Source organism: Flavobacterium lotistagni, assembly GCF_011392125.1.
Taxonomy (GTDB): Bacteria; Bacteroidota; Bacteroidia; order Flavobacteriales; family Flavobacteriaceae; genus Flavobacterium; species Flavobacterium lotistagni.
The window spans coordinates 123,125-148,643 of the sequence record NZ_JAAJBU010000001.1; the positions used below are offsets into that span (position 1 = coordinate 123,125).

The 25,519-nt window shown below is 35.7% G+C and carries 24 protein-coding genes, 1 tRNA gene and 1 pseudogene; 21 read left to right on the forward strand and 5 right to left on the reverse strand.

The genetic code is table 11. The annotated features are described in order from the left end of the window. Nucleotides 1–13: 13 nt before the first annotated feature. Nucleotides 14–889, reverse strand: a complete 876-nt coding sequence (locus G4D82_RS00485; RefSeq protein ID WP_166333313.1) for a hypothetical protein — start codon at nt 887–889, stop codon at nt 14–16. 338 nt (nt 890–1,227) lie between these two features. Between G4D82_RS00485 and G4D82_RS00490 the strand changes: the two genes are divergently transcribed. The 19 genes and pseudogenes from G4D82_RS00490 to G4D82_RS00580 all read left to right on the forward strand — a co-directional run. Further along, nucleotides 1,228–1,374, forward strand: a complete 147-nt coding sequence (locus tag G4D82_RS00490) for a hypothetical protein (protein ID WP_166333315.1) — start codon at nt 1,228–1,230, stop codon at nt 1,372–1,374. Between the two features lie 54 nt (nt 1,375–1,428). Then, nucleotides 1,429–3,096 (forward strand): tetratricopeptide repeat-containing sensor histidine kinase, encoded by a 1,668-nt coding sequence (locus G4D82_RS00495; protein ID WP_166333317.1) that lies wholly within the window; start codon nt 1,429–1,431, stop codon nt 3,094–3,096. Nucleotides 3,097–3,107: 11 nt separating this feature from the next. Then, nucleotides 3,108–3,773, forward strand: coding sequence for a response regulator transcription factor (locus G4D82_RS00500; RefSeq protein ID WP_166333320.1), 666 nt, complete (start codon nt 3,108–3,110; stop codon nt 3,771–3,773). A 109-nt stretch (nt 3,774–3,882) separates the two neighbouring features. Then, a complete protein-coding gene (locus G4D82_RS00505; protein WP_166333322.1) occupies nt 3,883–4,038 on the forward strand; it encodes a YegP family protein in 156 nt (51 codons plus the stop codon). A gap of 6 nt (nt 4,039–4,044) precedes the next feature. Continuing rightward, nucleotides 4,045–4,275 (forward strand): hypothetical protein, encoded by a 231-nt coding sequence (locus G4D82_RS00510; RefSeq protein ID WP_166333324.1) that lies wholly within the window; start codon nt 4,045–4,047, stop codon nt 4,273–4,275. Between the two features lies 1 nt (nt 4,276). Continuing rightward, the gene (gene yidD / locus G4D82_RS00515; protein ID WP_166334256.1) at nt 4,277–4,576 is read left to right on the forward strand and encodes a membrane protein insertion efficiency factor YidD; all 300 of its coding nucleotides are present in this window, start codon (nt 4,277–4,279) and stop codon (nt 4,574–4,576) included. Further along, nucleotides 4,573–4,779 carry a hypothetical protein gene (locus tag G4D82_RS00520; RefSeq protein WP_166333326.1) on the forward strand — a complete coding sequence of 69 codons (207 nt, stop codon included), beginning with the start codon at nt 4,573–4,575 and terminating at the stop codon, nt 4,777–4,779. The genes yidD and G4D82_RS00520 overlap by 4 nt, the downstream gene beginning before the upstream one ends. A gap of 8 nt (nt 4,780–4,787) precedes the next feature. Further along, nucleotides 4,788–5,843 (forward strand): type I restriction endonuclease, encoded by a 1,056-nt coding sequence (locus G4D82_RS00525; protein ID WP_166333328.1) that lies wholly within the window; start codon nt 4,788–4,790, stop codon nt 5,841–5,843. Between the two features lie 2 nt (nt 5,844–5,845). Continuing rightward, entirely contained in the window at nt 5,846–6,085 is a 240-nt protein-coding gene (locus G4D82_RS14550; RefSeq protein WP_166333330.1) for a DUF4236 domain-containing protein, read from the forward strand. Nucleotides 6,086–6,098: 13 nt separating this feature from the next. Further along, on the forward strand, nt 6,099–6,506 hold the full coding sequence (locus tag G4D82_RS00535) for a hypothetical protein (protein ID WP_207788109.1): 408 nt from the start codon (nt 6,099–6,101) through the stop codon (nt 6,504–6,506). A 3-nt stretch (nt 6,507–6,509) separates the two neighbouring features. Beyond that, nucleotides 6,510–7,775 (forward strand): ABC transporter permease, encoded by a 1,266-nt coding sequence (locus G4D82_RS00540; RefSeq protein WP_166333332.1) that lies wholly within the window; start codon nt 6,510–6,512, stop codon nt 7,773–7,775. Between the two features lie 4 nt (nt 7,776–7,779). Next, nucleotides 7,780–8,676 (forward strand): hypothetical protein, encoded by an 897-nt coding sequence (locus tag G4D82_RS00545; protein ID WP_166333334.1) that lies wholly within the window; start codon nt 7,780–7,782, stop codon nt 8,674–8,676. 36 nt (nt 8,677–8,712) lie between these two features. Continuing rightward, nucleotides 8,713–8,928 (forward strand): hypothetical protein, encoded by a 216-nt coding sequence (locus tag G4D82_RS00550; protein WP_166333337.1) that lies wholly within the window; start codon nt 8,713–8,715, stop codon nt 8,926–8,928. Nucleotides 8,929–8,948: 20 nt separating this feature from the next. Continuing rightward, nucleotides 8,949–9,755, forward strand: a complete 807-nt coding sequence (locus G4D82_RS00555; protein ID WP_166333339.1) for an endonuclease/exonuclease/phosphatase family protein — start codon at nt 8,949–8,951, stop codon at nt 9,753–9,755. A 191-nt stretch (nt 9,756–9,946) separates the two neighbouring features. After that, nucleotides 9,947–11,890, forward strand: coding sequence for a T9SS type A sorting domain-containing protein (locus tag G4D82_RS00560; RefSeq protein WP_235924276.1), 1,944 nt, complete (start codon nt 9,947–9,949; stop codon nt 11,888–11,890). 19 nt (nt 11,891–11,909) lie between these two features. Beyond that, entirely contained in the window at nt 11,910–15,305 is a 3,396-nt protein-coding gene (locus G4D82_RS00565) for a hypothetical protein (protein WP_166333341.1), read from the forward strand. Between the two features lie 10 nt (nt 15,306–15,315). Then, on the forward strand, nt 15,316–18,858 hold the full coding sequence (locus G4D82_RS00570; protein WP_166333343.1) for a DUF6443 domain-containing protein: 3,543 nt from the start codon (nt 15,316–15,318) through the stop codon (nt 18,856–18,858). A gap of 17 nt (nt 18,859–18,875) precedes the next feature. Then, nucleotides 18,876–19,103 carry a hypothetical protein gene (locus G4D82_RS00575; protein ID WP_166333345.1) on the forward strand — a complete coding sequence of 76 codons (228 nt, stop codon included), beginning with the start codon at nt 18,876–18,878 and terminating at the stop codon, nt 19,101–19,103. A 210-nt stretch (nt 19,104–19,313) separates the two neighbouring features. Beyond that, a pseudogene (locus G4D82_RS00580) lies at nt 19,314–19,994 on the forward strand (IS1 family transposase); the annotation flags it as partial. Between the two features lie 7 nt (nt 19,995–20,001). Here the strand turns inward: G4D82_RS00580 and G4D82_RS00585 are convergent. From G4D82_RS00585 to G4D82_RS00600, 4 genes are all read right to left on the reverse strand, one after another. Further along, nucleotides 20,002–21,375, reverse strand: coding sequence for a tyrosine-type recombinase/integrase (locus G4D82_RS00585; protein WP_166333347.1), 1,374 nt, complete (start codon nt 21,373–21,375; stop codon nt 20,002–20,004). 52 nt (nt 21,376–21,427) lie between these two features. Further along, nucleotides 21,428–21,500: transfer RNA gene (locus G4D82_RS00590), tRNA-Met, on the reverse strand. A gap of 179 nt (nt 21,501–21,679) precedes the next feature. After that, nucleotides 21,680–22,531 (reverse strand): leucine-rich repeat domain-containing protein, encoded by an 852-nt coding sequence (locus tag G4D82_RS00595; RefSeq protein WP_166333348.1) that lies wholly within the window; start codon nt 22,529–22,531, stop codon nt 21,680–21,682. Between the two features lie 54 nt (nt 22,532–22,585). Next, nucleotides 22,586–23,437 carry a leucine-rich repeat domain-containing protein gene (locus G4D82_RS00600; RefSeq protein ID WP_166333349.1) on the reverse strand — a complete coding sequence of 284 codons (852 nt, stop codon included), beginning with the start codon at nt 23,435–23,437 and terminating at the stop codon, nt 22,586–22,588. A 230-nt stretch (nt 23,438–23,667) separates the two neighbouring features. On the opposite strand from G4D82_RS00600, the gene G4D82_RS00605 reads away from it, so the two are divergent. After that, nucleotides 23,668–24,150 (forward strand): DUF1761 domain-containing protein, encoded by a 483-nt coding sequence (locus G4D82_RS00605; RefSeq protein ID WP_166333350.1) that lies wholly within the window; start codon nt 23,668–23,670, stop codon nt 24,148–24,150. A gap of 132 nt (nt 24,151–24,282) precedes the next feature. Then, on the forward strand, nt 24,283–25,518 hold the full coding sequence (locus G4D82_RS00610) for a GNAT family N-acetyltransferase (protein WP_166333351.1): 1,236 nt from the start codon (nt 24,283–24,285) through the stop codon (nt 25,516–25,518). Nucleotide 25,519: the final 1 nt, after the last annotated feature.

Here is a 25,519-nt window from a genome sequence, read left to right on the forward strand (position 1 = left end):
TTTTTCTTCTCTTCTACTTTATAGTATCCTGATTTAATTCCGAATGGCAATTCTTGACATATTTATCAATTATATATTGAGAAATAGGCTTTAAAGGCTTGTTGGTATTGGGATGCAAACCCGGAGCATTAAAAAACTCACATTTACTATTCTGTTTGACATACCATACCACAGGTTGATTATTCCTAAAAAAAGTGGTGCTGTCACAAACTTCAATTTTCTTAAAATCAAGTAGGTTTTCGTCTCGATCAATTATCGGATTGATGTTAGCAAAACCTAATTTATTGCCCTCACAAACAACTTCTTCATAATGATCATTATTCCACTGCATACATTCCTTGGAAGGAAACAACTCTTTTTTAATGATGTAGCCCAGAAAAACCAATCCAATAAATCCAAAAATAATTATTACCCTTTTTCTATCAAAATAGTCATTTGAAATATTTTTCAAACCTTCTTCTGCTATGTTTTTAGTCTTTTCTTCTTCAACTTCTATTGAATGATCGCTTACAGCTTCATCAAAATTCTCACCTCTAAAAAAAGAAATAAAAGGTCTTGGGGTAAAATCAATTAATACAGCAATCAATTCCAAAACCGTTTGCTGTGGATTGTCTGTTTTTCCAATCAAAAAATACTGCACGGGGCGCAATCTATCGCTATCCGCTTTTTCAATCTGCTTCCTAAGGTTATCTTCTTGACTTAAATTAAAAAAATCCTTAAAGACTCCCCTATCATTTTTACTATTTCTTATCTCCAAATAATTACAACACGCTTTTTTCAAATTCGCGGGTGTTGGATTTAATAACAAACCTGAACTGTCTTGCATTTTTACAAGATTATAATGATGCTTTATTGCACTTGCATAATCTTCAAGGGTAGCTTTATTCATAAGCAATCATTGGAATTTATCGGAAACCTCTGGAAATATCGGAATCATTGGAAATCTACTGCAATCATCCACAAAAAGCCCCATTCCTTTGCTTCAGAATTAGTTCTTGTTTTGAATTGCAATCAAGACAAATGTACAAAACTACTTCTTAAAAAGTGAGCCCAAACAGGATGGAATTCTTATCCGGGAAGTATAACTAAACCCTTCTGCCACAGCTCACTTCACTTCCCAAAAAACAATTAGCGAGTCATCGCAAATCTCCGCATGGCCTATCCAAAATCAATAGCGATTGAAAACGTCGCCAAGCCATGCTATGTCTAATTTTTTAATCTAAAATCATGAAAAAATCTATTGTTTTATCAGCTTTATTTTTGGCTTTATCTTTTTCAAAAAGCCCAGTAAATTCATTGCAATCTTCAACAAAATCAACCGTTGAAATTGGAGGACAAAATGGTCAAATTCCAGTAAATCCACCTAAACCTTAATTTCAAATCAGGTTGAAATAATTCTAATCGAATTTATTTAGCTAACTTCGGGGAATGGCACTTAAAAAGTTACATTTCCCGATTGTTATTTTATTCTCATTGCTAATTCAATCTTGCGATTTTTCTTCTTCCAAAAAATTGCCTTTGGATAGAGGGAATGATTACAACAAAACTATTGAAACTGCTGAAAAATTTAAGCAGAAAAATAAATTTGACAGTGCTTTCTACTATTTCAACAAAGCCAAAACCATTTGTGATGTTGATAATGAAGGTGAACAAATCATTTATGCGCTGATCCAAATGTCAAACATCCAACAAGTGTTGGGAGATTATTCTGGAAGTGAGGCAAGTGCCACCGAAGCTATAGATTACTTCAACAAAAAAGTAGATCCAAACTATCAAATAGCGATTTACAACCTTCTGGGTATCGCATATGAGGAACAATTAGACTATGACAATGCCGTCTTCTACTACAAACAATCCTTAAAACTTGCAACAGATAATCTACAAGTTGCTATTATAAAAAACAATATCGCCGTAGTCAATATATCAAAGAAGCATTTTGACGCTGCAATTCAAATACTTAGGCCTTTAAAGGAAGTCAATGAAGTAGTAAAACATCCTGAAACCCATGCCAGAATTTTAGACAATTTAGGGTATTCCTATTTCAAGACAAATGCTCCAAAGGCTATTAGTTTACTTGAAGAATCATTGGCTTTAAGAAAAAAAACAGGCGACAATTTTGGCATGATTGCTAGTTATTACCATCTATCAGACTATTATCAAAATAAAGATTATGGCTTGGCTAAAAATTTTGCCCTTATGGCATACCAAACCGCAACTGAAATTAAAAGCGCGGAAGACCGGTTAGAATCGCTCAACTTATTGATTCGAATTGCTTCTGCTGAAGAATCAAAAAAATATTCATTGATTCACATTGCGCTCAATGACAGTATTAACAACGCAAAACAAATTGCCAAAAATCAGTTTGCTAAAATTAAGTACGATTCCAAAAAAGAGAAAGCTGAAAACCTGAGGTTGAAATCTCAAACTGAAAAAATCATTATCGCTTTTATCATTTTCTTAATTGTTGTCATTTTCTCCTTTTTATTAATTCGTTCCAAAAATAGGCGACAGCAGCTACTCTCTGCCTACGAAGCAGAAACTAAAATTGCAAAAAAACTGCATGATGAGTTAGCTAACAATGTTTTTCATTCAATGTCTTTTTTGGAAACACAAGACATGAAAATTCCAGAAAAAAAAGAAGTTCTATTAGATGAATTGGAGAAAATATATCGTCAGGTTAGAAATATCTCAAAAGAAAATAGTGCTATTGACACCAGCGATAAATTTTACGCAAATTTGCTTGAAATGCTCTCTGACTTTAATAGTGATACCGTTAAGGTGATCATCAATAAGAATATGATAGATTGGAAAAAAATCCAGCCAGAAAAAAAAATTACAGTGCATAGAATTTTGCTTGAACTGATGGTCAACATGAAAAAGCATAGTAAGTGTAGCCTTGTCTATATTAGCTTTGAAGCCTTGGGCAATCAAATACAAATTACCTATTCCGACAACGGAGTTGGAATTCAAGACCCGCTTTTTTTAGCCAACGGACTCCAAAATGTGGAAAACCGTATTCAGGCCATCAACGGAACCATTAATTTTGAAACTAAAGCCGATAATGGTTTTAAAGTAAAATTTTTGTTCCCGAAATAACCCGACAACATATGTATAAAAAGGTTCTAATAGCAGAAGATATCGATGCCAACAGTATGGCGATTGTCCATACCCTAGAAGAACTTGAAATCTTAGAGGTTGACTATGCGAAATATTGTGATGATGCCTTGCTAAAAATAAGAAAAGCCATAAACGACAAATGTCCTTTCGATTTGCTAATTAGTGACCTATCTTTTAAAAAAGAACACCGAATAGAAAAAATCGAGACCGGAGAAGATTTGATTACTCAAGTAAGGTCAATACAACCTAATATTGATGTAATTGTCTATTCTGTTGAAGAAAAATCCTATCGCATCCGATCCCTTTTTGAAAACCTTAAAATCAATGGGTTTGTCAATAAAGGCAGAAAGAGTATTGGCGAATTAAAAACTGCTATTCATGCCGTTGCCGATGGTAAAGAATACTTATCTCCTGAATTATCATACATATTAAAGGATAAAACCATTCATGAAATTGATAAGTACGACGTAAAAATAATCCAGCTTCTTTCAAAAGGAATGCAACAAGATGAAATTGAAACCGAGTTTAAAACCATAGGCATTTCTCCGAACAGCAAAAGTGCCATTGAAAAAAGAATCAGCAAACTCAAGGATTATTTCAAAGCCAACAATAATGTACACCTGATTGCCATTGCCAAAGACCTAGGCATTACTTAAACTTTATCATTTTAAATTACTTAAAAAATAATTGCGCTTTACGGTTTTCCGTAAGGATAGGATTTCTATTGGATTTAAGTTTGGGTATTAATCTTAAAAATTAAAACTTATGAATGACAAATGGGAATTTTACCAAGATCCATCCGGCAAATGGAGATGGAGAAGAACCGCTTCAAATGGTTCTATTGTTGGAGCTTCAACACAAGGTTATGTTAACAAATCCGATTGCATTGAAAATGCAAGGCGAAATGGATATAAAAATTAGGGCAAAATGGAATATAAAGTTATCCCATTTGTTGCCTCAATTGACCCTAAAAAGGGAACACCTGAGCATGTTGCCGAACAATTAGATTCGCTAATAAAAATATATACTAGCGATGGCTGGAAATATATAAGACTTGAAAGTGTGACCACTTTTGTCCAACCTGACAATGGATGTTTTGGATTTGGTGCAAAACCAGGATATACTACTACTAGACAAATGGTGGTATTTGAAAAATAAAATGAAGCATTTTATTCTGAAATTCATTCAGTTGTATTGGTTAATAATACCTGAAGAGAAAAGACGGAAATGCATTTTTAGAAAATCATGCTCCAAATATGTATATGAAATCGCTAAAAACGAAGGATTCATTAAAGGCGTATTTGCTTTTCATTTCAGATATAAAAATTGTAGATCTGGGTTTGAACTATTTAAAGACCCTATGAACAATCATACAAAAATGCTTCTTCCATCAAAAAAAGTAATTGAAAACGATGATATCGCGGAAAGACTATTAATTCTAGAAAACTATAAATCATGAAAAAATACTACGTAAACAAAAATGCACAACCAAACGGTGATCATGAAGTACATGATCAAGATTGTCCGGATCTGCCTATTGCGGAAAACAGGAAATACTTAGGAGAATTCTCCAACTGCAAAGCTGCTGTTGCCGAGGCAAAAAAGACCTATTCAAAATCCAATGGCTGCAAGACCTGCTCTAAGGAATGCCATACTTCATAACCTAGATCATGGAACTCAACATTCAACTCAAATCGTTGGCTGACAAAATTCATCAGCTCAAGGATAAAATTGAAACGGAAGAATCAACAAAACACGCTTTTGTGCTTCCGCTGATTAACATTTTGGGCTATGACGCATTCAACCCTACCGAGGTCGTTCCTGAGTTTACCGCAGATTTAGGCTTGAAGAAGGGCGAAAAGGTAGATTATGCCATTTTCCAAGACGGTGTTCCCATTCTGATTATTGAGTGCAAAAAATGGAGTGAAAATTTATCGGTTCACAATTCGCAGCTTTTCCGTTATTTTCATGTGACCAAAACACGTTTTGCACTTTTAACCAACGGCATAACCTATCAATTCTATACTGATTTAGACGAGAAAAACAAAATGGATCAAAAGCCATTTCTGGAATTCGACATCACCAATCTCAAAGACAACGTCATTGCTGAAATAGCCAAATTTCACAAGTCAAGTTTTGATGTAAACAACATCGTTACCAATGCAAGCTCTTTAAAATATATCCGAGAAATCAGAAAGCAAATCAATGATGAATTGACCCATCCTTCTAATGAATTCGTAAAACTTTTCGCCAACAAAGTTTATTCGGGAAGATTGACTGAAAAAGTCATGGAAGAATTCAAAGATTTGGTGCAAAGAGGATTCAATCAATTCATTAGTGAAAAAATCAATGACCGATTGAATGCTGCCCTTAGTAAGGAAGCACAAAAACAAAACGAAGAACAAATCGAAACTATACCTGAAGACAATCGTGTTTTCACCAGCGAAGAGGAACTGGAAGGTTATAGAATCATTGTGGCTATTCTCAGGAGAAAGTTACCCACCAAAAGAATCGTTTATCGCGATACCCAATCCTATTTTGGGGTTCTATTAGACGATAATAACCGAAAACCATTGTGCCGATTACACCTAAACGGCGGCAAAAAATACTTAGGGTTATTTAATGAAAATAAAGCTGAAGTCAAACAACCTATTCAATCCATAGACGACATCTACTCTTTTGAAAAAGAGCTGTTGGAAACTGTGGCTATTTACGAAAAAGAATAGGTATGGGCTTTAGATTCCAAAAAAGGATTAATCTCGGCAAAGGCTTAGGGTTAAACATAAGTAATTCTGGCATTTCACCTAGCTTAAGAACCAAGTCAGGAAGTATTAGCTCCAAAGGGTTTTCTGTAAAAACAGGAATTCCCGGGGTGTCTTACAGAAAATCGTATAAATCGAGTGGATGCTTATTATTAATTGTTCTCTACATCAGCCTAGGCGGAATCATATTCAAAGCACTACTATAAAAACATCAAAAAAATGGAAAGCAACATCATGACTATTGAATTGAAAAGTCATTTTCTCCGATTATATCAGATGGCATTAACCGATGATTCATTTAATATTTTAGAACTGCAAATGCTTTATCATCTGGCTGATGACAGAGGAATTCCAAGAGAAGAATTAGACCGATTGTTTTTAAATCCTGTCGATCATCAATCAGCAATTCCAGAAGATTTAAACATGAGGATTGAGTATCTCTATGATTTGACGCGAATCATCTGGGCAGATCAAAAAATCACCGATGACGAGTTGGCTACTTTAAAAAAGTATTGCAAAAAGTTTGATTTTCTGGATGACAACATTGATGATTTGGCCAATTATCTCATTGATTGTGTGCAAAAAGGAATTCAAAAAGAAGAAATAATTAATCTTTTAAAGGCATAGGCGATGAAATCACTACAACAACTATTCAGTCTCAAAAAAATAGAACAGCCTGAAGAAAATGCTATTGTGGAAGTAGAAGAAGACAGAGAGCAAATTAGAATTACTTACTATCAAAGTGGGTTCGCGGCCTCAGTTAAAGCCAGCGGAAAGCCAATTGTCTTGAAGGCCTGTTTACAAAACTTATATAATAGTTTTGAAGACCAATGCCGCAAACAAAAACTGGAACAAGACCGGTTAAAACAGCCCTTTAGAGAAGAACAAGAAAAAAATAGAACTGAACTCAGAAAATGCGAAACCGCCATTGGAGTTTACGAGAAAAAAGAGCAGGAAATCAACGAAAACATTAATCAGGTTAAGCGTGATATTGTTGAGGTCAAACACAATCCCGACAAATTCATAGAACACGGAAAAGGACTCAAAGCACAATTCAATGTGGGGTTGGTCGTTTTGTTGCCCATCACTCTCTATCTATTGGTTTTTTATGTATCGGCTTCCTACTCTGCCTTTTTTAAAGAGTTCTCCGATGACAGCTTATCGGCGGCAATATTTGATGCAAATGCCTTGACCAATTCTTTCAAAGCAAGTTGGTTGGAAGGCGTTCTAGTGATTACGATTCCTTTTGTTTTTATGGGATTAGGCTATGTAATTCATATGCTCCAAAAAGGCAAAGGCGTCAAAAATGTCCTTAGAATAATTGCCTTGTTCATTACCACTTTTTTGTTTGACGGACTACTAGCCTATCAAATAGAAAGAAAAATCTATGAGTATAATAAAACTCCTGATTCCTTACCATACAACTTGAATATAGCTTTGGGTCAATCTGAATTTTGGATGATCATCTTTGCCGGTTTTGTGGTTTACATTATCTGGGGATTGGTCTTTGATTTTGTGATGAAAGAATACGAGAATTTAGATAAGATAAGGGTATTCATCCGCTCCAAAAATGAAGAACTAATCAATCTTGAAAAACAAAAACAGGATAATGATAATAAAATCAATGACTTTAAACAGCAAAGCATTACAATCAATGGAACCATAACCTTGTTGCAAAATAAAATTGATGGATTTGTATTTCCAGTTAAGGAATACTTGCATTACCACCATCAATACAAAGAAGGTTGGTATCAAGCCATCAATACTGAAATTGCACTACCTCATAAACAAAAAACAGAACTGCTCGAAAACTGCGAACAACTCACCACTGAACATTTAAAAGAATTGAATTTGGTGGATCCAGATTACCAACATCTGGTTTATTCGAAAAACTGACATCATGAGAAAATTAAACCTATTAATTGTCTGCCTTACTGTTACTTTATTTTTCTCTTGTAAAAATGATGAAGTAGCACCTGCAATTCCAGCCGTGAAAGATCACTCAAACAATCTCAATATTAGTATTCTTCTGGATCTTTCTGACCGAATAAGTCCGAGGAAATATCCCAATAAATCCATGGAATATTACCTTCGAGATGTGGGCTACATCAGTTCCGTTGCTGAAGCTTTTACCAATCATTTGAGGAATAAGAAAGTGCGCCAAGTCAATGATAAAATGCAGCTCTTCTTTGATCCTGCTCCGTTGAACCCAGAAATTAATGCCTTATCAAAAGCACTAAAAATAGCTGTTGACAAAAACAATGTTTCAAAAGAGTTCATCGATAAAATCAAAAAAACTTATGCTTCAGAACCTCTGAAAATATATCAGTTAGCCATTGATGACGATTACTACATTGGTTCGGATACATGGAAGTTTTTTCAAAATAAAGTGAATGATTATTGCATTGAGAATAACTACAGAAACATTCTAATTGTACTGACAGATGGCTACATATATTATAAAGACTCCAAAATCAAAGAGAACAACGCAACCACCTATCTTACGCCTGAAGTTATTAGAACTAATGGACTAAACACCTCCGATTGGAGCCAGAAAATGAGAAGCCAAAAATTAGAGTTTATCAAAGCCAACAATGACTTATCTGATCTGGAGGTTTTAGTTTTAGGAATTCATCCTGACCCCAAAAATCCTTATGAAGAAGAAGTCATTAAAGCTTACTGGGGAAATTGGTTCAAGGCAATGAAGGTGAAACGATACGAAATCAGAAATGCAGACATTCCATCAAATATGGATCAGTTAATTCAGAATTTCGTATCAAAAAACAACCTTAATTAACTACTTTTATTTTCCGATACCAGTAAATAAACAAACATGATAAAGAAATTTTTATTGGTTCTCATTGTAATAGCCACTACTTCTTTTCGAAGTCTCGAAACAGAAGTATTCATTTGTGGAAAAACAGGTGCTAAAAAATACCATCTCGAAGAATCATGCCGTGGTCTGAACGCCTGCAAACATGAGGTAATAAAAGTGACTAAAAGTAAAGCACAATCCTATGGCTTGACTTTATGTGGCTGGGAAGATTAACTTAACCACATCAGGGACAAATGCTCAAAAACCTTATCACTTTAATTGCCATTTGTTGTTCTTTCAGCATTTACTGTCAAACCAAAATCCTATCATGGAATCTTGAAGATTTCGGCAAATCAAAATCCGCTCAAACTATAGCGTTTATCGCCAATGTTTCAAGAGATTATGACATTGTTGCCGTTCAAGAAGTCGTGGCAGGAAATGGCGGTGTGCAAGCTATTGCAAAACTTGCGGATGAGCTTAACCGTAAAGGAAGTAAATGGGATTATGTTGTTAGTGACCCGACCTCCAGCAGTGCATACAAAACAGAACGTTATGCCTTTCTTTGGAAAACTGCTAAAGTTAGGAAAATTGGTAAGGCTTGGTTAGAAAAAGAATATCACTTAGAAATTGATCGGGAGCCATTTCTTTGCACTTTTCAAGTTGACGAAAAACAATTTACAATAGCTAATTTCCATGCTATCACAAAAAGTAAACAGCCTGAAACCGAAATAAAATACCTTAAGTTTTTACCCTCGGAATACAAAAAATTGAATATCCTTTTTGTGGGAGACTTTAATTGTCCACAGTCGCATACGGTTTTCAATCCATTGAAGAAAATGGGATACAAATCAATATTTATCGGACAAAAAACATCTCTAAAAAATGAATGCAAAGGCAAGGACTGTCTAGCTTCAGAATTTGATAATATCTTTTATGACTCCAATAAAATAAAACCAATTAAATCGGGTGCAATTCACTTTTACGATAAATTTTCTTCGCTTAAAGAAGCTAGGCAAATTTCAGATCATATTCCAATTTGGTTTGAACTTTCTTTACACTAAAACTACAATTCCCAATTTGACATATTCCTTAGATAAAGGAGAAATACAATAGAAGATTACGTATAAATACGTACAAAATGTAGTATAAATACTGAATCCAACTAATGCTTTTTATCAGTAAATTGCCTACGTAAATTGAATATGAGTTTTAGTAAAACTCATAAAATGACAGAAATTTCATCTTTTAGCTCATGATAAATATTTTCACTTCACTTAAAAAAACAGGTTGCATCCTTCTGCTATTCACATTTCCAAGTATTGGTTTCTGTCAGGATATTCTTTGGGAAAAGTCTCTCGGCGGACGACACGCGGACTATCTCATGGATGCTCAAGCCACACCCGATTACGGTTTTATCCTTGCTGGAAGCTCTCTTTCTAAGAATTCAGGTAACAAAATTGATGACAATGAAGGAGATCTCGATTATTGGATATGGAAGATGGACGAAGATGGTGAACTAGAATGGCAAAAGAGTTTTGGAGGTAGTGGCACTGATTTTCTACAAAGTATACGACTAACCCGAGATGGTGGCTTTATATTGGCCGGCACATCAAACTCTAATAAAAGTGCTCACAAGATAGAAGACAGCAAGGGATTTGACGATTTCTGGGTTATTAAGCTAAATGCAGGAGGTGGACAGCAATGGCAACGAACCATTGGAGGTAGTGGCCAAGAGAAATTGCAAAGTATCTGTCAAACAAAAGACGGAGGTTATATTCTGGGTGGATCATCTGATTCTGACAAATCAGGAGATAAAGCTGACAACAGTAATGGCAGTCTTGATTATTGGATTATAAAGTTAGATAAAGATGGCATCATTGAGTGGCAAAAAACATATGGGGGTGCCTTCTTTGACGAATTACGAAGTATCGAAGAAACCAATGGCGGTGGTTATATTGTAGGCGGATATTCCAACTCCCCAAGTTCTGGAGCTAAATCAGAGGGCAACATGGGAATTGGCGATTATTGGATTTTAAAACTTGACAAGGCGGGGTTGATTGAATGGCAGAAAACGCTCGGAGGAAATAAAGATGATCAGCTATATGCTATTCACCAAACTTATGATAACGGTTTTTTAATTGGTGGAAATTCTGATTCGGATAGTTCCTTTTTTAAAAAAATTGGAAATGGTAGCGGAATCGATTTCTGGATAGTCAAGCTAGACAGCAGCGGCAATAATCTATGGCAACAAACTTATGATATTGGCAAAACTGATATATTGACCTCATTAGTTGAAAATGATGATCATACAATCCTCTTAGGTGGTTTTGCTAAAACCGAAGTAAGTAAAAATAAAATTGACGACAGAGAAATTAACGATTTTGTTGGGATTAAAATTAAGGAAGATGGTGAGGAATTTTGGAGAAGATCGGTAGGTAGTTCTGGTGAAGATATTTTAAAGAAAGCTATTGAAACTAGGGATGGAGGGTACTTACTTGCCGGTTCTTCTAATTCTGCCAAAAGAGGCAATGGTTTATCTTCTAAATATGAAAAAACTAACACTTCTGTTTCTGGGTTGAGTATTGGCAATGGGAAGCAAGTCAAGGCGGTTGAAGATGCTATTTCTTCAGCAAACGATTATGTTAGAGAATTCAATGACGAAATCAATAATTTCTATAAAGAGAAGGTAAACAAAATTACAGATAAAATCAATGAGACAGTTAATAAGGCTAGCCCAGACTCACGCATAAAAATGGGTATGAGTACTTCCACAGGTAACCTTCTTAATAATAATTCTCCTTTAGGAGGAGGCAATGGTGGTGATTTACTAGATGGCTTGACTGGAATGGGAGACAATAGGCTTCCAAACTCAAAACCTTCTGGAGATAAGGAAAAAAATTATGGTTCAAGTGATTTTTGGGTCGTTAAACTCAAAGACAAGGATAAAAAAGGGACTACACAAAGACTAGTAGAAGCTTTTCCAAACCCGACATCCGGTTACACCAATATCATTATTGGCTATAATTATGAAAAAGGAAATGCTACATTGGTTGATTTATCTGGTCATATACTAAAACAGTTTGAAATTTCTAGTAGAACTATTCCATTAGATATGAGTTCCTATCCGATGGGCATTTACATTCTGAATGTTAAAACCGATAAAAGAACCGAAGGGATTAAAATCATGAAGAATTAAAAAATTAATTATCGTAAATATGTTTGTTAGCACCAAAATAAAACAGATTATAATACTCTTACTTCTAGTATTTATAAAATCAACGCTTTATTCACAAAGTACCACATATCCAGATACCTCACAAAAAATATTTCCATCGGCACCGGAATCTTCTAATCTTGGAAGATTTGATATGATAGGTAATGGTAATGGCTCTACTGGTCAGATGAATTATTCAATCCCTCTATTTTCAATTCCAATGAGTGAGCCTTTAAATATCTCTTTGAGCTACAATTACAGTGGGCTTCTACTTCAGGGCAAGCCTTCAATGACCGGGCTAGGATGGACATTATTAGCAACTGGAGTTGTTAATAGAGAGGTGCGCGGGCTACCTGACGAAAGTAAGTTTGGTTATTATGGAACAGAGAGTAAGAGGGCGATAATTAATGATTACATGAACACGGGTAATATGACCCTTACAGATATGAGGGACAAATTCTATGCAGGAGTATGGGATTCACAAGCTGATAAATATACTGTAAGCGTTTATGGAATTAGCTTCTCATTTAAACTTGACGAAAATTACAATCCAGTTTATCTATCACAGCATGACAACAAGGTAAGAATAACACGTAATTTATCGAGACCGAATATAATTGACTCATTTGTGGTAACAGATTCGAAAGGTACAGAGTATACTTTTTCTGCCAAAGAGTACACAGTTCCGCAATTAAATGAGGAGTTTCTCGAAAATAGCATTGATACAGCGTGGTTATTAACTGAAGTTAAATTTCCAAACCAGCAGCTAGTTGTTATAAGTTATAATGATGAAGATATTGTAAGCTATGATTTCCATGCAACAGGTTCTGTAAATCTTGTAGGAAATAATTACGTGGCGCCAAATTATCAGGAATACTACAGCGAAACACATTTAAAAGCTAAAATTCTGGACAAAATTTCGTTTTCAACGGGTGTAGTTATGTTTGATTACAGCTTGATTAATGGGCGACTGTTGTATCAGAGCATAACAGCTAAGAATTATCTTGCTGAACAGATTGAAAATTACCAATTCACTTACCTAGGACATAGGGATCTTCTAACCGAAATAAAAAAGAATAATAAACCATTCTATAATTTTGAGTATTATGATCAAGATAGTTTACCTCCTTTTTTCAATTCAATAGCCACTAAACCTTTGAGTCAGGATCGTTTCGGCTATTACAATGGAGCTCCAAATACTAGAGCAATAAATGTTGGCATTACTAATGGGGCTATTGCAGATTTAAATCCGAATTTCAATTATACTAGAAAAGGTGCTTTAAAAAAAATCATTTACCCTACAAGAGGATATACGGAAATTGAATACGAGCAAAATGAGATAAAAACAGAAAATCTTTTTGGTTCAGAATACTACGAAAACGTTGAAATGAACCCTCACGAATTCAGATGGAAACTCACGGGGCAAATAGGCAACCCGCAAACCGTTCCTCAATATCAACATACCGCAAGACCGTTTGTTTTTCAATATCCTACAGCTGCAACCATAAGCCATAAAATAGCTGCAGAAAGGACAAATACGCATATCACAATAAAGATATCGAAAGAAGGAAGCGATTGTAATTATCATCCCTATTACCCTCCTCAATTTGTTATGCCACAACCTCTAAATGGAGTTTTATCTAATTATAATAATTACATTCCAGCAATAAGAAATGCTCTCGCAGCATATGCAAATGGTAATCCTGACGATTATTTAAATTACAGAACACCTTTTTTGTGCCCAACTATGGCATTAGAGTACGGCCCTGATGACGGCGCTCCTGGATTTAATACAATCACGGGTGATTCAGGAGGCAGGATAGTATTGGTTCCAGGCACCTATTTATTTGAAACCGAAATGGAATTTTCGGGCACAACTGAGGGTTCCGTTGAACTTGTTGCAAGATTTCAAAAAGATTATCATTTACCCCCAAGCCAATATGCCAATTTGAAAATCGGAGGAATTAGGGTTTCTAAGATGATTTCCTATGATAAGAGTAATAGTGTTGCATTTGAAAAGGAATATAGTTATAACGATGATAACAGCTATTCTACAGGTGTTTTGGCATTATCCCCATTTAACGAATCTAAAAGAAGAGTCCAAACCACAAATAATGGGCAAACAACATTAAAGACCGTTATAGGATACTCGACAAGTTTCTATAATTCACTAAATCCTTCATTTGGAACTCCTGTATATTATGCCACGATATATGAAAAGGTCATTAATGGATCTGAATATTATAAAACCAAAAGAAATTTTTCAGCACCTATAAATCTGAATCAGACCATGTATCCAAGAGTGCCTCTTGGTGATGACATAACCAAAGAAAAAATGATAGAGGAACATCATTTCAACGCAAGTAATATTGTTATTAAGTCAACAGTTAATAATTACCAGCAATATCGCGGCCTTTTAACCAGTGACGGCAACCATTTTGATGTCAATCCGAACCATCCTGCAAGTTTTGTTGTCGCCCCTCACAAAAACGTCTCTATTAATTTTGATTTACACAACTATGATTTAAACCCCACAGATCCTGCAGAAATTCAAGCAGTAAAGGACTTATACGTCATTAAACCCTACAAAGAACTGGATTCGGAATATAGGATTATCGAGACTGAAGAGACTGAATTTTTTAGCGGTAACCAAAAAATAAATAAAACCTTTTTTGACTATCTAAACCCACAAATTCACAACCAATTATCGAGTCAAAGAAACATTCTTTCCACTGGAGAAACAGCAGAGACGAAATACTTTTATGCAAAGGATGTCGAATCTTCAAATGAGCCACAGGTAGGCAATCTTATTAGTGAAAATATTGTTGGTGTTCCCCTAAAGACAATATACTACAAAGCGGGCGAACAAGTTTCTGAGGCAAAAACAGAATATGGTATGTTTCCAGGAGCATTAGGGAACACTTTCAACTTTCTTCCTCAATTTGTGTATACAAAAAAAGGCAACTTTTTAAATGGAATTGATCCTGAAAGAAGAATCGAATATGAATATGACCAATATGGAAATCTAATACGATATATCAGTGAAGGAAAGATTGTATCTATAGTATGGGGGTATCAACACAGTCTGCCAGTTTTGAAGATTGAAGGAGACATTACCCTCCCAACTAGTCTAACTAGCAGTATTACACAATTATCAGCACTTGCTGACAGTCAAGCAAACCTGCTTAGTTTTTTTAATCAGTTGTATATTGATTTGGCAGACGCAAATGTAATGATTAGTGCCTATACCTATAAGCCATTAGTAGGCATCACCTCTGTCACAGATGCAAAAGGCATGACCCGTTTTTATGATTATGATGATATGAACAGGCTTAAATCAATAAAAGATTCGCAGGGAAATTTATTAACCGAACAGCATTACAATTATAGACAATAAAGAAGAAAAAATGAGAAATTCGGTTTATATAATTATCGCTATATTCCCTTTGCTAGCTTCTAGCCAGTCATTGACTCAGAATTTTATAGAGACAAAAACTTATAAAGTCCCTACATCATCATCAATCCAAAATCCAACAGATGACCAAATTTCATCGACAATAACATATTATGATGGTTTAGGCAGACCACTTCAGATAAATAATCACAAACAATCTAACAATGCTCATGACATTATAACTCATCTCGAATACGATGGCTTCGGAAGACAAGCAATGGAATACCTACCATATGTCGGAGGAGAAACAGGGAAATTTGATGACGCATCGCTTGATAATACGCTAAGTTACTATACAGAGATTCCGTTCAGTAAAAAACATTATGAATCCTCAGCAATGAACCGAGTTCTAAAACAGTCGGCTCCTGGTGATTCATGGGAGGGGCATTTAACCGATGACAGTGATAACACAATAAAATATCAATACAATACAAATACTGATAGTGAAGTACTTTGGTTCACCGCTGAAACTTCATGGTACGCTAGTTATAATGTCTATGATGCTATTTTAAAAGAGGGAACAAGTAAATATTATAATCCAAATACACTTTACAAGAATATTATAAAGGACGAGAATTGGAAGCCAACACAGGGAAATAATCACACAACGGAAGAATTTATAAACAATGAAGGCCAAGTAGTTTTAAAACGGACTTATAATGATGGAGAAGTTCATGATACTTACTATGTTTATGATGTTTATGGAAATTTAAGCTTTGTAATCCCGCCAAAGGTTCAAATAAATGATGTTTTAACCGATAATAATAACCAACTTAACGCCTTATGCTACCAGTACAAATATGATTATCGCAACCGATTAGTAGAAAAGAAAATTCCGGGAAAAAAAGATTGGGAATGTATTGTATATGATAAACTTGATAGGGTGGTTGCTACTGGACCAGCTTACGACCCTTTAGGCGAAAATTCTCTAGGCTGGTTGATTACTAAGTATGACATATTTGGCAGAGTTATATATACTGGATGGCATAATTATAGGGTAGATTCAGCAAACCGATTAAGGCTTCAACAAAATAGAGATGGTGACTCGATTCTATTTGAAACTAAAATTGACACGCCGAACTCAATTGATAACGTTGACGTATATTACACAAATGATCATTTTGTTACTGACATCGAATTGCTATCAGTTAATTATTATGATAATTATAACTTCCCCGATGGACCATCCTCAGAGGATTTGAACTTGAATATTTTTAGTCAAGAAAAGTTAACCAATTGCAAAGGATTACCTACTGGTACATGGCAAAGAATCTCGATGCAAGATGGTTTCGTTCCTATGGCAGAAACAACTTATACTCTATACGACAGAAAAGCGAGACCGATAAGAGTCTGTAAAAAGAATCATCTTGGAGGTAATACGATTACGGACACTAAATTAGACTTTCTAGGTAAACCTTTATATATTGAAACAAATCATAAAAGAAACCCTGATGCTCTCAATTTAAAAACATTAGAAAGTTTTTCGTATACTCAACAAGACCGTCTATTATCTGTAACTCACAAAATTAACGACCTCCCGGAGGAATTACTTGCTTATAACGAATATGACAACCTAGGAAAACTAATAGGCAAGAAGACTGGTGGGCAAGATTCTAGTGCAGCCAACAGCTATCAGCATATTAACTATTTTTACAACATTCGCGGATGGCTCACAGCAATAAATGACATTGACAATTTGATGGTAAACGGTGATCCAATAGATCTCTTTGCATTTAAGATTTCATATGACAACCCTTCAAACATCATCAATGGAATAGAACCTCTATATAACGGTAATATATCCGAAACATTCTGGCGTACGTCTTCAGATAATATTCAGCGGCAGTACGGTTATCAATACGATGATCTTAACAGATTGTTGAACGCTGTATATAATAAACCGGGCATGGCCACTATGAACAATTATAATGAAAGTTTGACCTATGACAAGAATGGGAATATTAAATCTCTAGATAGATTTGGAGGGCTTGATGCACAGGGAGACACCTACCAAATTGATCACCTCAATTATTTTTATGGTAATGAAGGAAAAAGTAATCAATTGATGAAAGTTGTTGATTCGACAAATAGTTCGTTGGGATTTGATGATGACAGTTCAGGTATCGACCATCAGGATGACTATACATACGATGATTTAGGGAATATGACTTCAGACCAAAATAAGGACATAATTGAGATTTCTTATAATCACTTAAATCAGCCAATCAAAATAAAATTTTCCTCAGGTAATACTATTACATACGCTTATAACACAGCGGGAACTAAAGTAAAGAAAGAGATTGCTACAACTACTGAACTAATCACAATTGATTTCATTGACGGCTACCAATATAAAAACCAGACATTACAGTTTTTTCCAACCAGTGAAGGATATGTCAACTATGTGATTAATGTAGATTCAGGTGACCAAGGTAATACTGGACGTTCTGGCTGGTATAATTACGTATATAATTATCTTGATCATCTTGGGAATGTAAGAATGAGTTATGGCTTTGACCCGAAGACAGAACAAATTAAAATACTCGAAGAAAACCATTATTATCCTTTCGGACTCAAGCATACCAATTATAATTCTACAAAGAATGTTTACGAGAAAGAAAATGAAGAGATTGCGATAAAACCGGCTCCTCCTTATATGAAATCGACGTACAACTATAAATACAACGGAAAGGAGTTTCAAGATGAGTTAGGGCTTAATGTTTATGATTATGGTTGGCGTAATTATTCTCCAGATATTGGGCGTTGGACACAGATAGACCCTTTATTCAATGATTTGAAATTTGCTCACGATAATTTAGATGTAGACCCAGATGATGAAGAGGAAGTTTATATGGCAATTATTAATGATGCCGAAGTCGGTGGTGGAATATATAATACAGATAATTTAAATCCATACGGATATGGTTATAACAATCCAGTAAGTTTTGATGACCCAGATGGTAGATGCCCTTCATGTGATGATGACCCAATTAGCGGTTTATTAAGCTGGACAGATGTTGATGATGTAGCTGTAGCTGTAACAACAGTAACTCGTGGTGTACTTGGAATGTATGATGGTAAGCCTAAACATATTGATGGAACTGATGCCTCAGCATCTGACACTGGTTTTTTAATTGCTGGAGCATTACTTCCAGTAGTTAGTGGTGGTACTGTTAAAAAACTATTTAATAAAGCCGTTAATTTCCTGAAAAAAGACCCAGGGTTAGGCAATCAATTTAAAAACAAAACTCTTAAGCAAGTGGGCAAAGCAATGGATAAACAAGTAAAAAAAGGAAAACTTGAGGCTAAACCATCTGCTCCTGGTAACAAAGCTTATCAAAACAAAAAATCAAAATATTCATATAACGTTGACCCAGGTAAAGTAGGTAAAAAAGGAAGAAAAGAAGCACCTCATGTAGATGTCAATTACCCTAATCCAAAACCTAAAAACGTTCCTAATAAAAAGAAATTATGGATAAAAGACAAAAAGAAGTAACAAAAAAATAAAAAATTATGATAACAATTCAAGGTTTTAAGAAATCAAAAGATAGTATTTTCATCCTTCTTGATAATGAAGGAATAGAAGAAATGATTGGATATTTAAATTTTATAAAAAATCAAGATTCGAGCATTCATCTTAATGAAGGAAATGAACTTATAAGGGATAATGATATTGATGATGATATGTATTTTGTTCCTCATGTAAAGATTGTTAATATTGACAAACTAATTGAAGATTAAAATGGCATAAAAAGTCATAAAGTCGGTAATGTGGTAATGTATCAAAGTTAGTGATGACGGTAGTGTTTCAAAATTAGTGACAAACCACTTTTAAAACATAACTCTTTGAAAAACAAACAAAAAAAGAATAACTTTATAAAGACGAGCTATTAGGTTCGTCTTTTTTTATGATTCCTTTTTACCCTTAAACCATTTAAAAAGAGTATTATCATGACCAGATGTTTCAAAATTAGTGATACTAAAATTTGCCCACATTGTAGTACTAAAAATTTAGTGCGAAATGGTCATACTAAAAACCTGAAACAACAATTTTATTGCAAAAACTGTCATAAGAGATGTATCGATTATTACTGTAATTTCGCCTGTCATCCACAGACAAATAACAGCATAGTGCGGCTTACTAAAGAAGGGCTGGGCATTAGAAGCACGGCACAGATGTTGGGCATTTCAACCACTACGTTATTAAAAAGAATAATTGATATTGCAAAAACAATTACCCAACCTATCATCAGCTATCGGAAAACTTATGAAGTGGATGAAATGAGAACTTACATCCGAAAAAAACAAAAACCGATCTGGATTGTTTATGCCCTAGATCGCGAAACCAAAAATGTAATCAGTTTTAATATTGGCCGAAGAACCAACAAGACATTGAATGTTGTTCTAACCTCTTTAAGAATATCAAAAGCCAAATCAATTTATACTGACGGGCTGAAAAATTACAAATACCTGATTGAAAGCAACATTCATATTTGCAAAAGATTTTCTACCAATCTTATTGAAAGAAAAAATTTATCCGTTAGAACCCATTTAAAAAGACTTCACAGAAAAACCATTTGCTTTTCAAAAAGTCGTGCTATACTGAATGCTGTTTTGAAAATTTATTTCTGGTCAGAATTCACAAATACTCCGAATAATCCTCCGGCAAAACCGCGTCAATATCTCTCAAGTATTTTTCTAAAGCAACCATCGTTGCATGTCCGGTAATAAGCATTAATTTACTTTTAGCCTCATTTGGGGTCATGGTTTTCACAAACTCATGGTACAGCTTGGTAATAAAGGTATGTCTAAAGCTATACAAACCGTAATCTTTACCTAACCCAAAATAATCCTTTACCTTTTTGAAACGTTTGGAGAAATAATCGCGTTTGTCCTTTTCGTTGGTTTCCCATCTGCCACCGATTTTTTCGGGCGTAAACACGAAGTCGTTTCTATTCGCTTTGGACAAATCCGGCAGGTCATTCAGCAGAATTTCGGGAATGATCTTAATTTTCACAGGAATGTTTTTCGCTTTCACATAGAGCTTTCTGTCTTTCAAATCCAAATCTTCTACTCTGAGCCTACAAACTTCAATTGGTCTTAAATAATTATAGGAAATAAATTTCACAAACAGCAATAATATTGGGTCATGTATTTCCATATACTGATAAATATCTTGCTGTAAGCTGGGCGTATAGGTTTTGTTTCTTTCGGGCGTAGCTTTAAGCACGTTGATTTTCTTGATGAAATTCTCGTTGATGATTTCGTTGTCTTCCAATGTTTGGAATAAAGTGCTCAAATCAATTCTTGTGTTATTCCTAGTGCGCGCACTTGTATTATCTAAAACAGTATTCAAATATGAAATAACTGTTTTCTTGTTGATGGTGTCGATAGTTTTATTCTCGAAACCATTTTCAAAAAGCCAACGCTGAAAACGTTTAGTGTTGCTGGAGAAATTAGGAAATGAAGTCGCGCTTAAAATATTCTTTTTGATATTCAATGCCAATTGAAAGGCATCTGGAATGCTCTTTTCATTTGTTGCAACAGTTGTTGAAATGTTCGTTGCAACAGTCGTTGGAATAGTCGTTTCTGTCGTTTTAGATACCGTTTTTGCGGGAATTTCAACCGTAACATCACTATTTAAGCCTTGCAACAACTGTTTTTCCAATTCCGAATTATCGGCATACGGGCTGAATCCTCTATCCAACAAGAGTTGCAAATTGCGTTGCAGCGATTTTAGGATTGACAAACGTTCATTTTTGGTTTTGAACTTATTTGCTCCAGCTTTGATGTTGGGTTGCCGCGTGAGTTTTCCAGTTTTAGGATCGCGGAAGGAATAATACAGATACCAATCTTTTTTCAGTGCTTCTTCTTGCTCAGTTTTACTAAGGTTTTTCCAGTCGGAAATTGCTACCCCGCCAGTGAAGATTTTAGGTTCTGAAAAGTGGTGCTTCATGGTAAAAACGTGTACGATACCGTGTACGTTCTGTAAAAATAGCGAAATAGCAGCCATAAAAAAACGGATTGCGTACACAATCCGTTTGATTTTTAAGGCTTTACCTTAGTAGCGGGAACAGGACTCGAACCTGTGACCTTCGGGTTATGAGCCCGACGAGCTGCCTACTGCTCTATCCCGCGCTGTTTCGAGGGCAAATATACAACCAATATTGACAACCGCAAGTTAAATTGGTAAAAATATTTGTTTGAATAACTGTTTCTGAACTTTTGAAATAAAAAAAACCGCCAATTCCCATCGGCGGTTTTTAACCCAATTTAATTTTAATTACAAAAAACAATTATTAACTATAAAAAACTATTTATTCTTCGTTGGTGAGTGCGGTATTCTTATCGATTACCTTCAGATTGGTTGCCAAACCTTCGTTGTTGAGCATGGTCATGTTGAGCGAATCCATTTTGGAAAGGTTTCTCGATACCGGCCCATTGAACATATTATAAGAGATATTCATTTCTTTGAGCTTGTTGAGTTTCTCCAAGTCGAAAGGAATTTGGCCTTCCATATTGTTGTCGAACAAACTGAATACTTCGAGTTGGTTTAAGTTTGATATTTCCCTTTCCAACTTCCCGGAAAATTTGTTGCTATTGAGTAACAGTATTTTCAACGAGCGCATTTGATAGAGCGAAAGCGGTAACGAGCCTTGCAGTTCGTTGTTATACAGCGATAACTTTTTTAATTTTTTAAGATTTCCTATTTCATTCGGCAAGGCACCAGAGAGCTTGTTCATGAACAATTCGAGTAAAATAAGATCTTGATTCTGGCCGATGGTTGTTGGAATTGTTCCCGTAAGTTTGTTGAAAGAAATATTCAAGATTTTAAGGCTCTTCAAATTCCCAATGGTTTGTGGGATAGTGCCGGAAATGGCATTTCTAGTCAACTTCAGTTTTTGTAAGTACACCAAGTTCCCGATTTCGGCTGGCAACTCGCCTACTAAATTGTTGTTGGTTAAATCTACCGAAATCACTTTATCATCGCTTAACTTCACTCCGTACCATTTAGATACCGGCGCGTTCAAATCCCATTTGTTTTTCCATTGGCTGCCGTTGGTGGCAATGTAAAGCTTAATCAGAGCATCTTTCTCAGGTAGCGAAACACTGGCCAAAACAGGCATAGAAAGGACCGCTGTTAAAAACAGTAAGGTAATTTTTTTCATGTGAAGGTGGTTTTGTTTTGAGACTATTTTCTGTGGGGCAGAAAGGGTTGACCGTTAATCTTCGTTGGCGTAGGCCGAATTTCTATCGACTACAGTCAAGTTGACAGCCAATCCTTTTTCGTTGATCATCGTCATGTTGAGAGTGTCAAGTTGGGCTAAGTTTTTAGAGACTAAGCCACTGAACATATTGTAGGAAATATTCATTTCTTTCAGGTGATTCAATTTCTCCAAATCGAATGGTACTTGGCCTTCCATATTGTTTTCGAATAAACTCAAGTTTTCAAGTGAAGCCAAATTTGCCACTTCTTTATCCAATCTGCCGGTTAGTTTGTTGCTGCTCAATAATAATACTTTGAGCGATTTCATGGTGTACAAGGTAGCTGGAATTGTACCTGTCAATTCATTGTTGAACAAAGACAAGGTCTTAAGGTTTTGTAGGTTTCCGATAGAAGCTGGCAATTCACCTGTCAAGCGATTCATGAACAACTCAATCGACACCAAAGCTGTTGCGTTGGTTAAATTTGCAGGCAGGCTTCCAGACAATTTATTGAAAGCGATATTCAAGGTTTTCAATTGCTTTAAGTTGCCAATGGTTGAAGGAATCAAACCAGAAATATCATTTTTGAACAGGTTAAGATTTTGCAGATGCGCCAAATCACCAATTTCGCTGGGCAATTGTCCGACCAAATGATTGTTGGGTAGGCTCAGACCGATTACTTTATCGCCGACGATTTTTACTCCGTACCATGATTCAACCGGTGCGTTCAAGTCCCATTTGTTGGTCCATTGACTTCCGTTTGTAGCTTTGTATAATTTTACTAGGGCTTCTTTCTCTGAATTAGAGATGTTAGCCAACATTGATGCTGAAGCAACAAAAGACAAGATTAAAGTAGCTAAGTTTTTCATGACAAATGATATTAGGTTGATTTGTTGGTGTAAAAGTAGAAGCATAATCGATAATGTGCAAATAAAATCGATGAAATGCACATTTTTTTAATTTTAAAGTATAATTTTCTTACAATAATAAAATTTTGAGCCGGTTTAAAAAACATCATTAAACTGAAAAAGACAATCAAAAAACCACCGTTACAGAAAAAAAAGTACTTTTGAGATACTAACAATTAAATCGAAAAAACATGGAAATTAATTTTTTAGCACTTTTTGTCGCGGCTTTATCGACCTTGGCAGTGGGTTTTATTTGGTATCACCCAAAAGTTTTCGGGAATACTTGGATGCGTGAATCTGGTACAACAGAAGAAAAAATGAAAGGCAGCAACATGGCCCTGATTTTCGGGCTTTCAGTGCTGTACGCTTTTTTCATTGCCTTTATCATTCAAATGCTGACGATTCACCAATGGGGCGCATTAGGAATGATTGGCGGCGATCCGGCAGTTGCTAAAGCCTCTTACACCGAATTCATGGCGGATTATGGTTCGGCGTTCCGTACGTTCAAACACGGCGCACTGCATGGTTTTATGACGGGTTTGTTTCTAGCCATTCCGATGGTGGGTACCAGCGCGTTGTATGAAAGAAGAAGTTTCAAATATGTATTGATTAGCGGCGGCTTCTGGACAGTTTGCTTCACGATTATGGGCGGCATCATTTGCGCTTGGCAATAATTTCGTTTCAAAAAATTACTCCATCCCGTTGGCTTATAGTTGACGGGATTTTTTTTGCATTCGTTAAATAAATGCCAACGACGGCAAGTTCTACCTGAAATGGCTATATTTGAACGGCCTAGCAAAAACAGTTTGAACCCATATTCTTTTAAGTTATACGCTTCTGCCAGCGAGCTTCCCGAACCATGGGATCAGTTAGCCGCTACAAATGTTTTCCTGAGCAGCAACTACTTTAGAGTACTTCAGGAATCTGCTCCGACCAATATGACTTGCCATTTTATCGGATTATTTGATGGAGAAGAACTCATCGGCATTGCTTTATCGCAGTTTCTGGACCTGAACCAATTGGAGTCATTTGGTGAGCGCGATCAATGTATGAAAACTTATGTGCGAAATTTTGTGTTCCGGAATTTTGCTTCGCATGTGTTGTTTATCGGTAATAATATGCTTACTGGTCAGAATGCTTTCCTACTTTTGAGAGATTGTGATATTACTCAAGCCTTGAGAACAATTCATAAGGCCACCGAGGCTTTAGAGGATTTGTTCCGGTCGAAAGGCAAACCGCTACACATCATTACCTACAAAGATTTTGAATCAGGTGAAATTGCTTTATTCGACACACCGGAATTCAAGCCGTTTTATCGTTTCAGTACACAACCGAATATGACTTTCCATATGCGAAAGGATTGGAACAGCGTTGCAGACTATGTAGCCTCGTTGCACAAAAAATACCGTGACCAATACAAGCGCGCCAACAAAAAGGCACAAGGCATACAGAAAAGACCGTTGGCGTTAGAAGATATTCTTAGTAACGAACAGCGAATCTACGAGCTCTATTTTCACGTGGCTAAAAATGCTCCGTTCAATACTTTCTTTCTGGAGAAAAACCACTTCAGCGCTTTCAAACGCCTATTCGGAAATCAGTTTTTGTTTTATGGCTATTTTCTGGATGGGAAAATGATTGGTTTCAACACCATGATTAAAAACGGAAATTCCCTGGATACTTATTTTTTGGGCTACGACGAGACTTTGCAGCGCGAGAAAATGCTTTATCTGAACATGCTTTACGACATGATTGCTTACGGGATTGAAAATCATTATGAAGTGATTATTTTTTCGAGAACGGCACTGGAGATTAAGAGTTCGGTAGGTGCGCTTCCGGTGAAAACTTATGGTTTGATCAGGCATCGCAATGGGTTAATTAATCGCTTCATGTCGAGGATTTTTCCTTTGATGGAACCTGAAGTGATTTGGCAAGAAAGAAGCCCGTTTCAAACAGCGCACGCGAATGTAGCCGTGATGCCTAGCCCCGATAGCAATGAAAACCCTTTTGTGGCGGGGTTCGACGCAAAAGGTTGTAATGAATAGC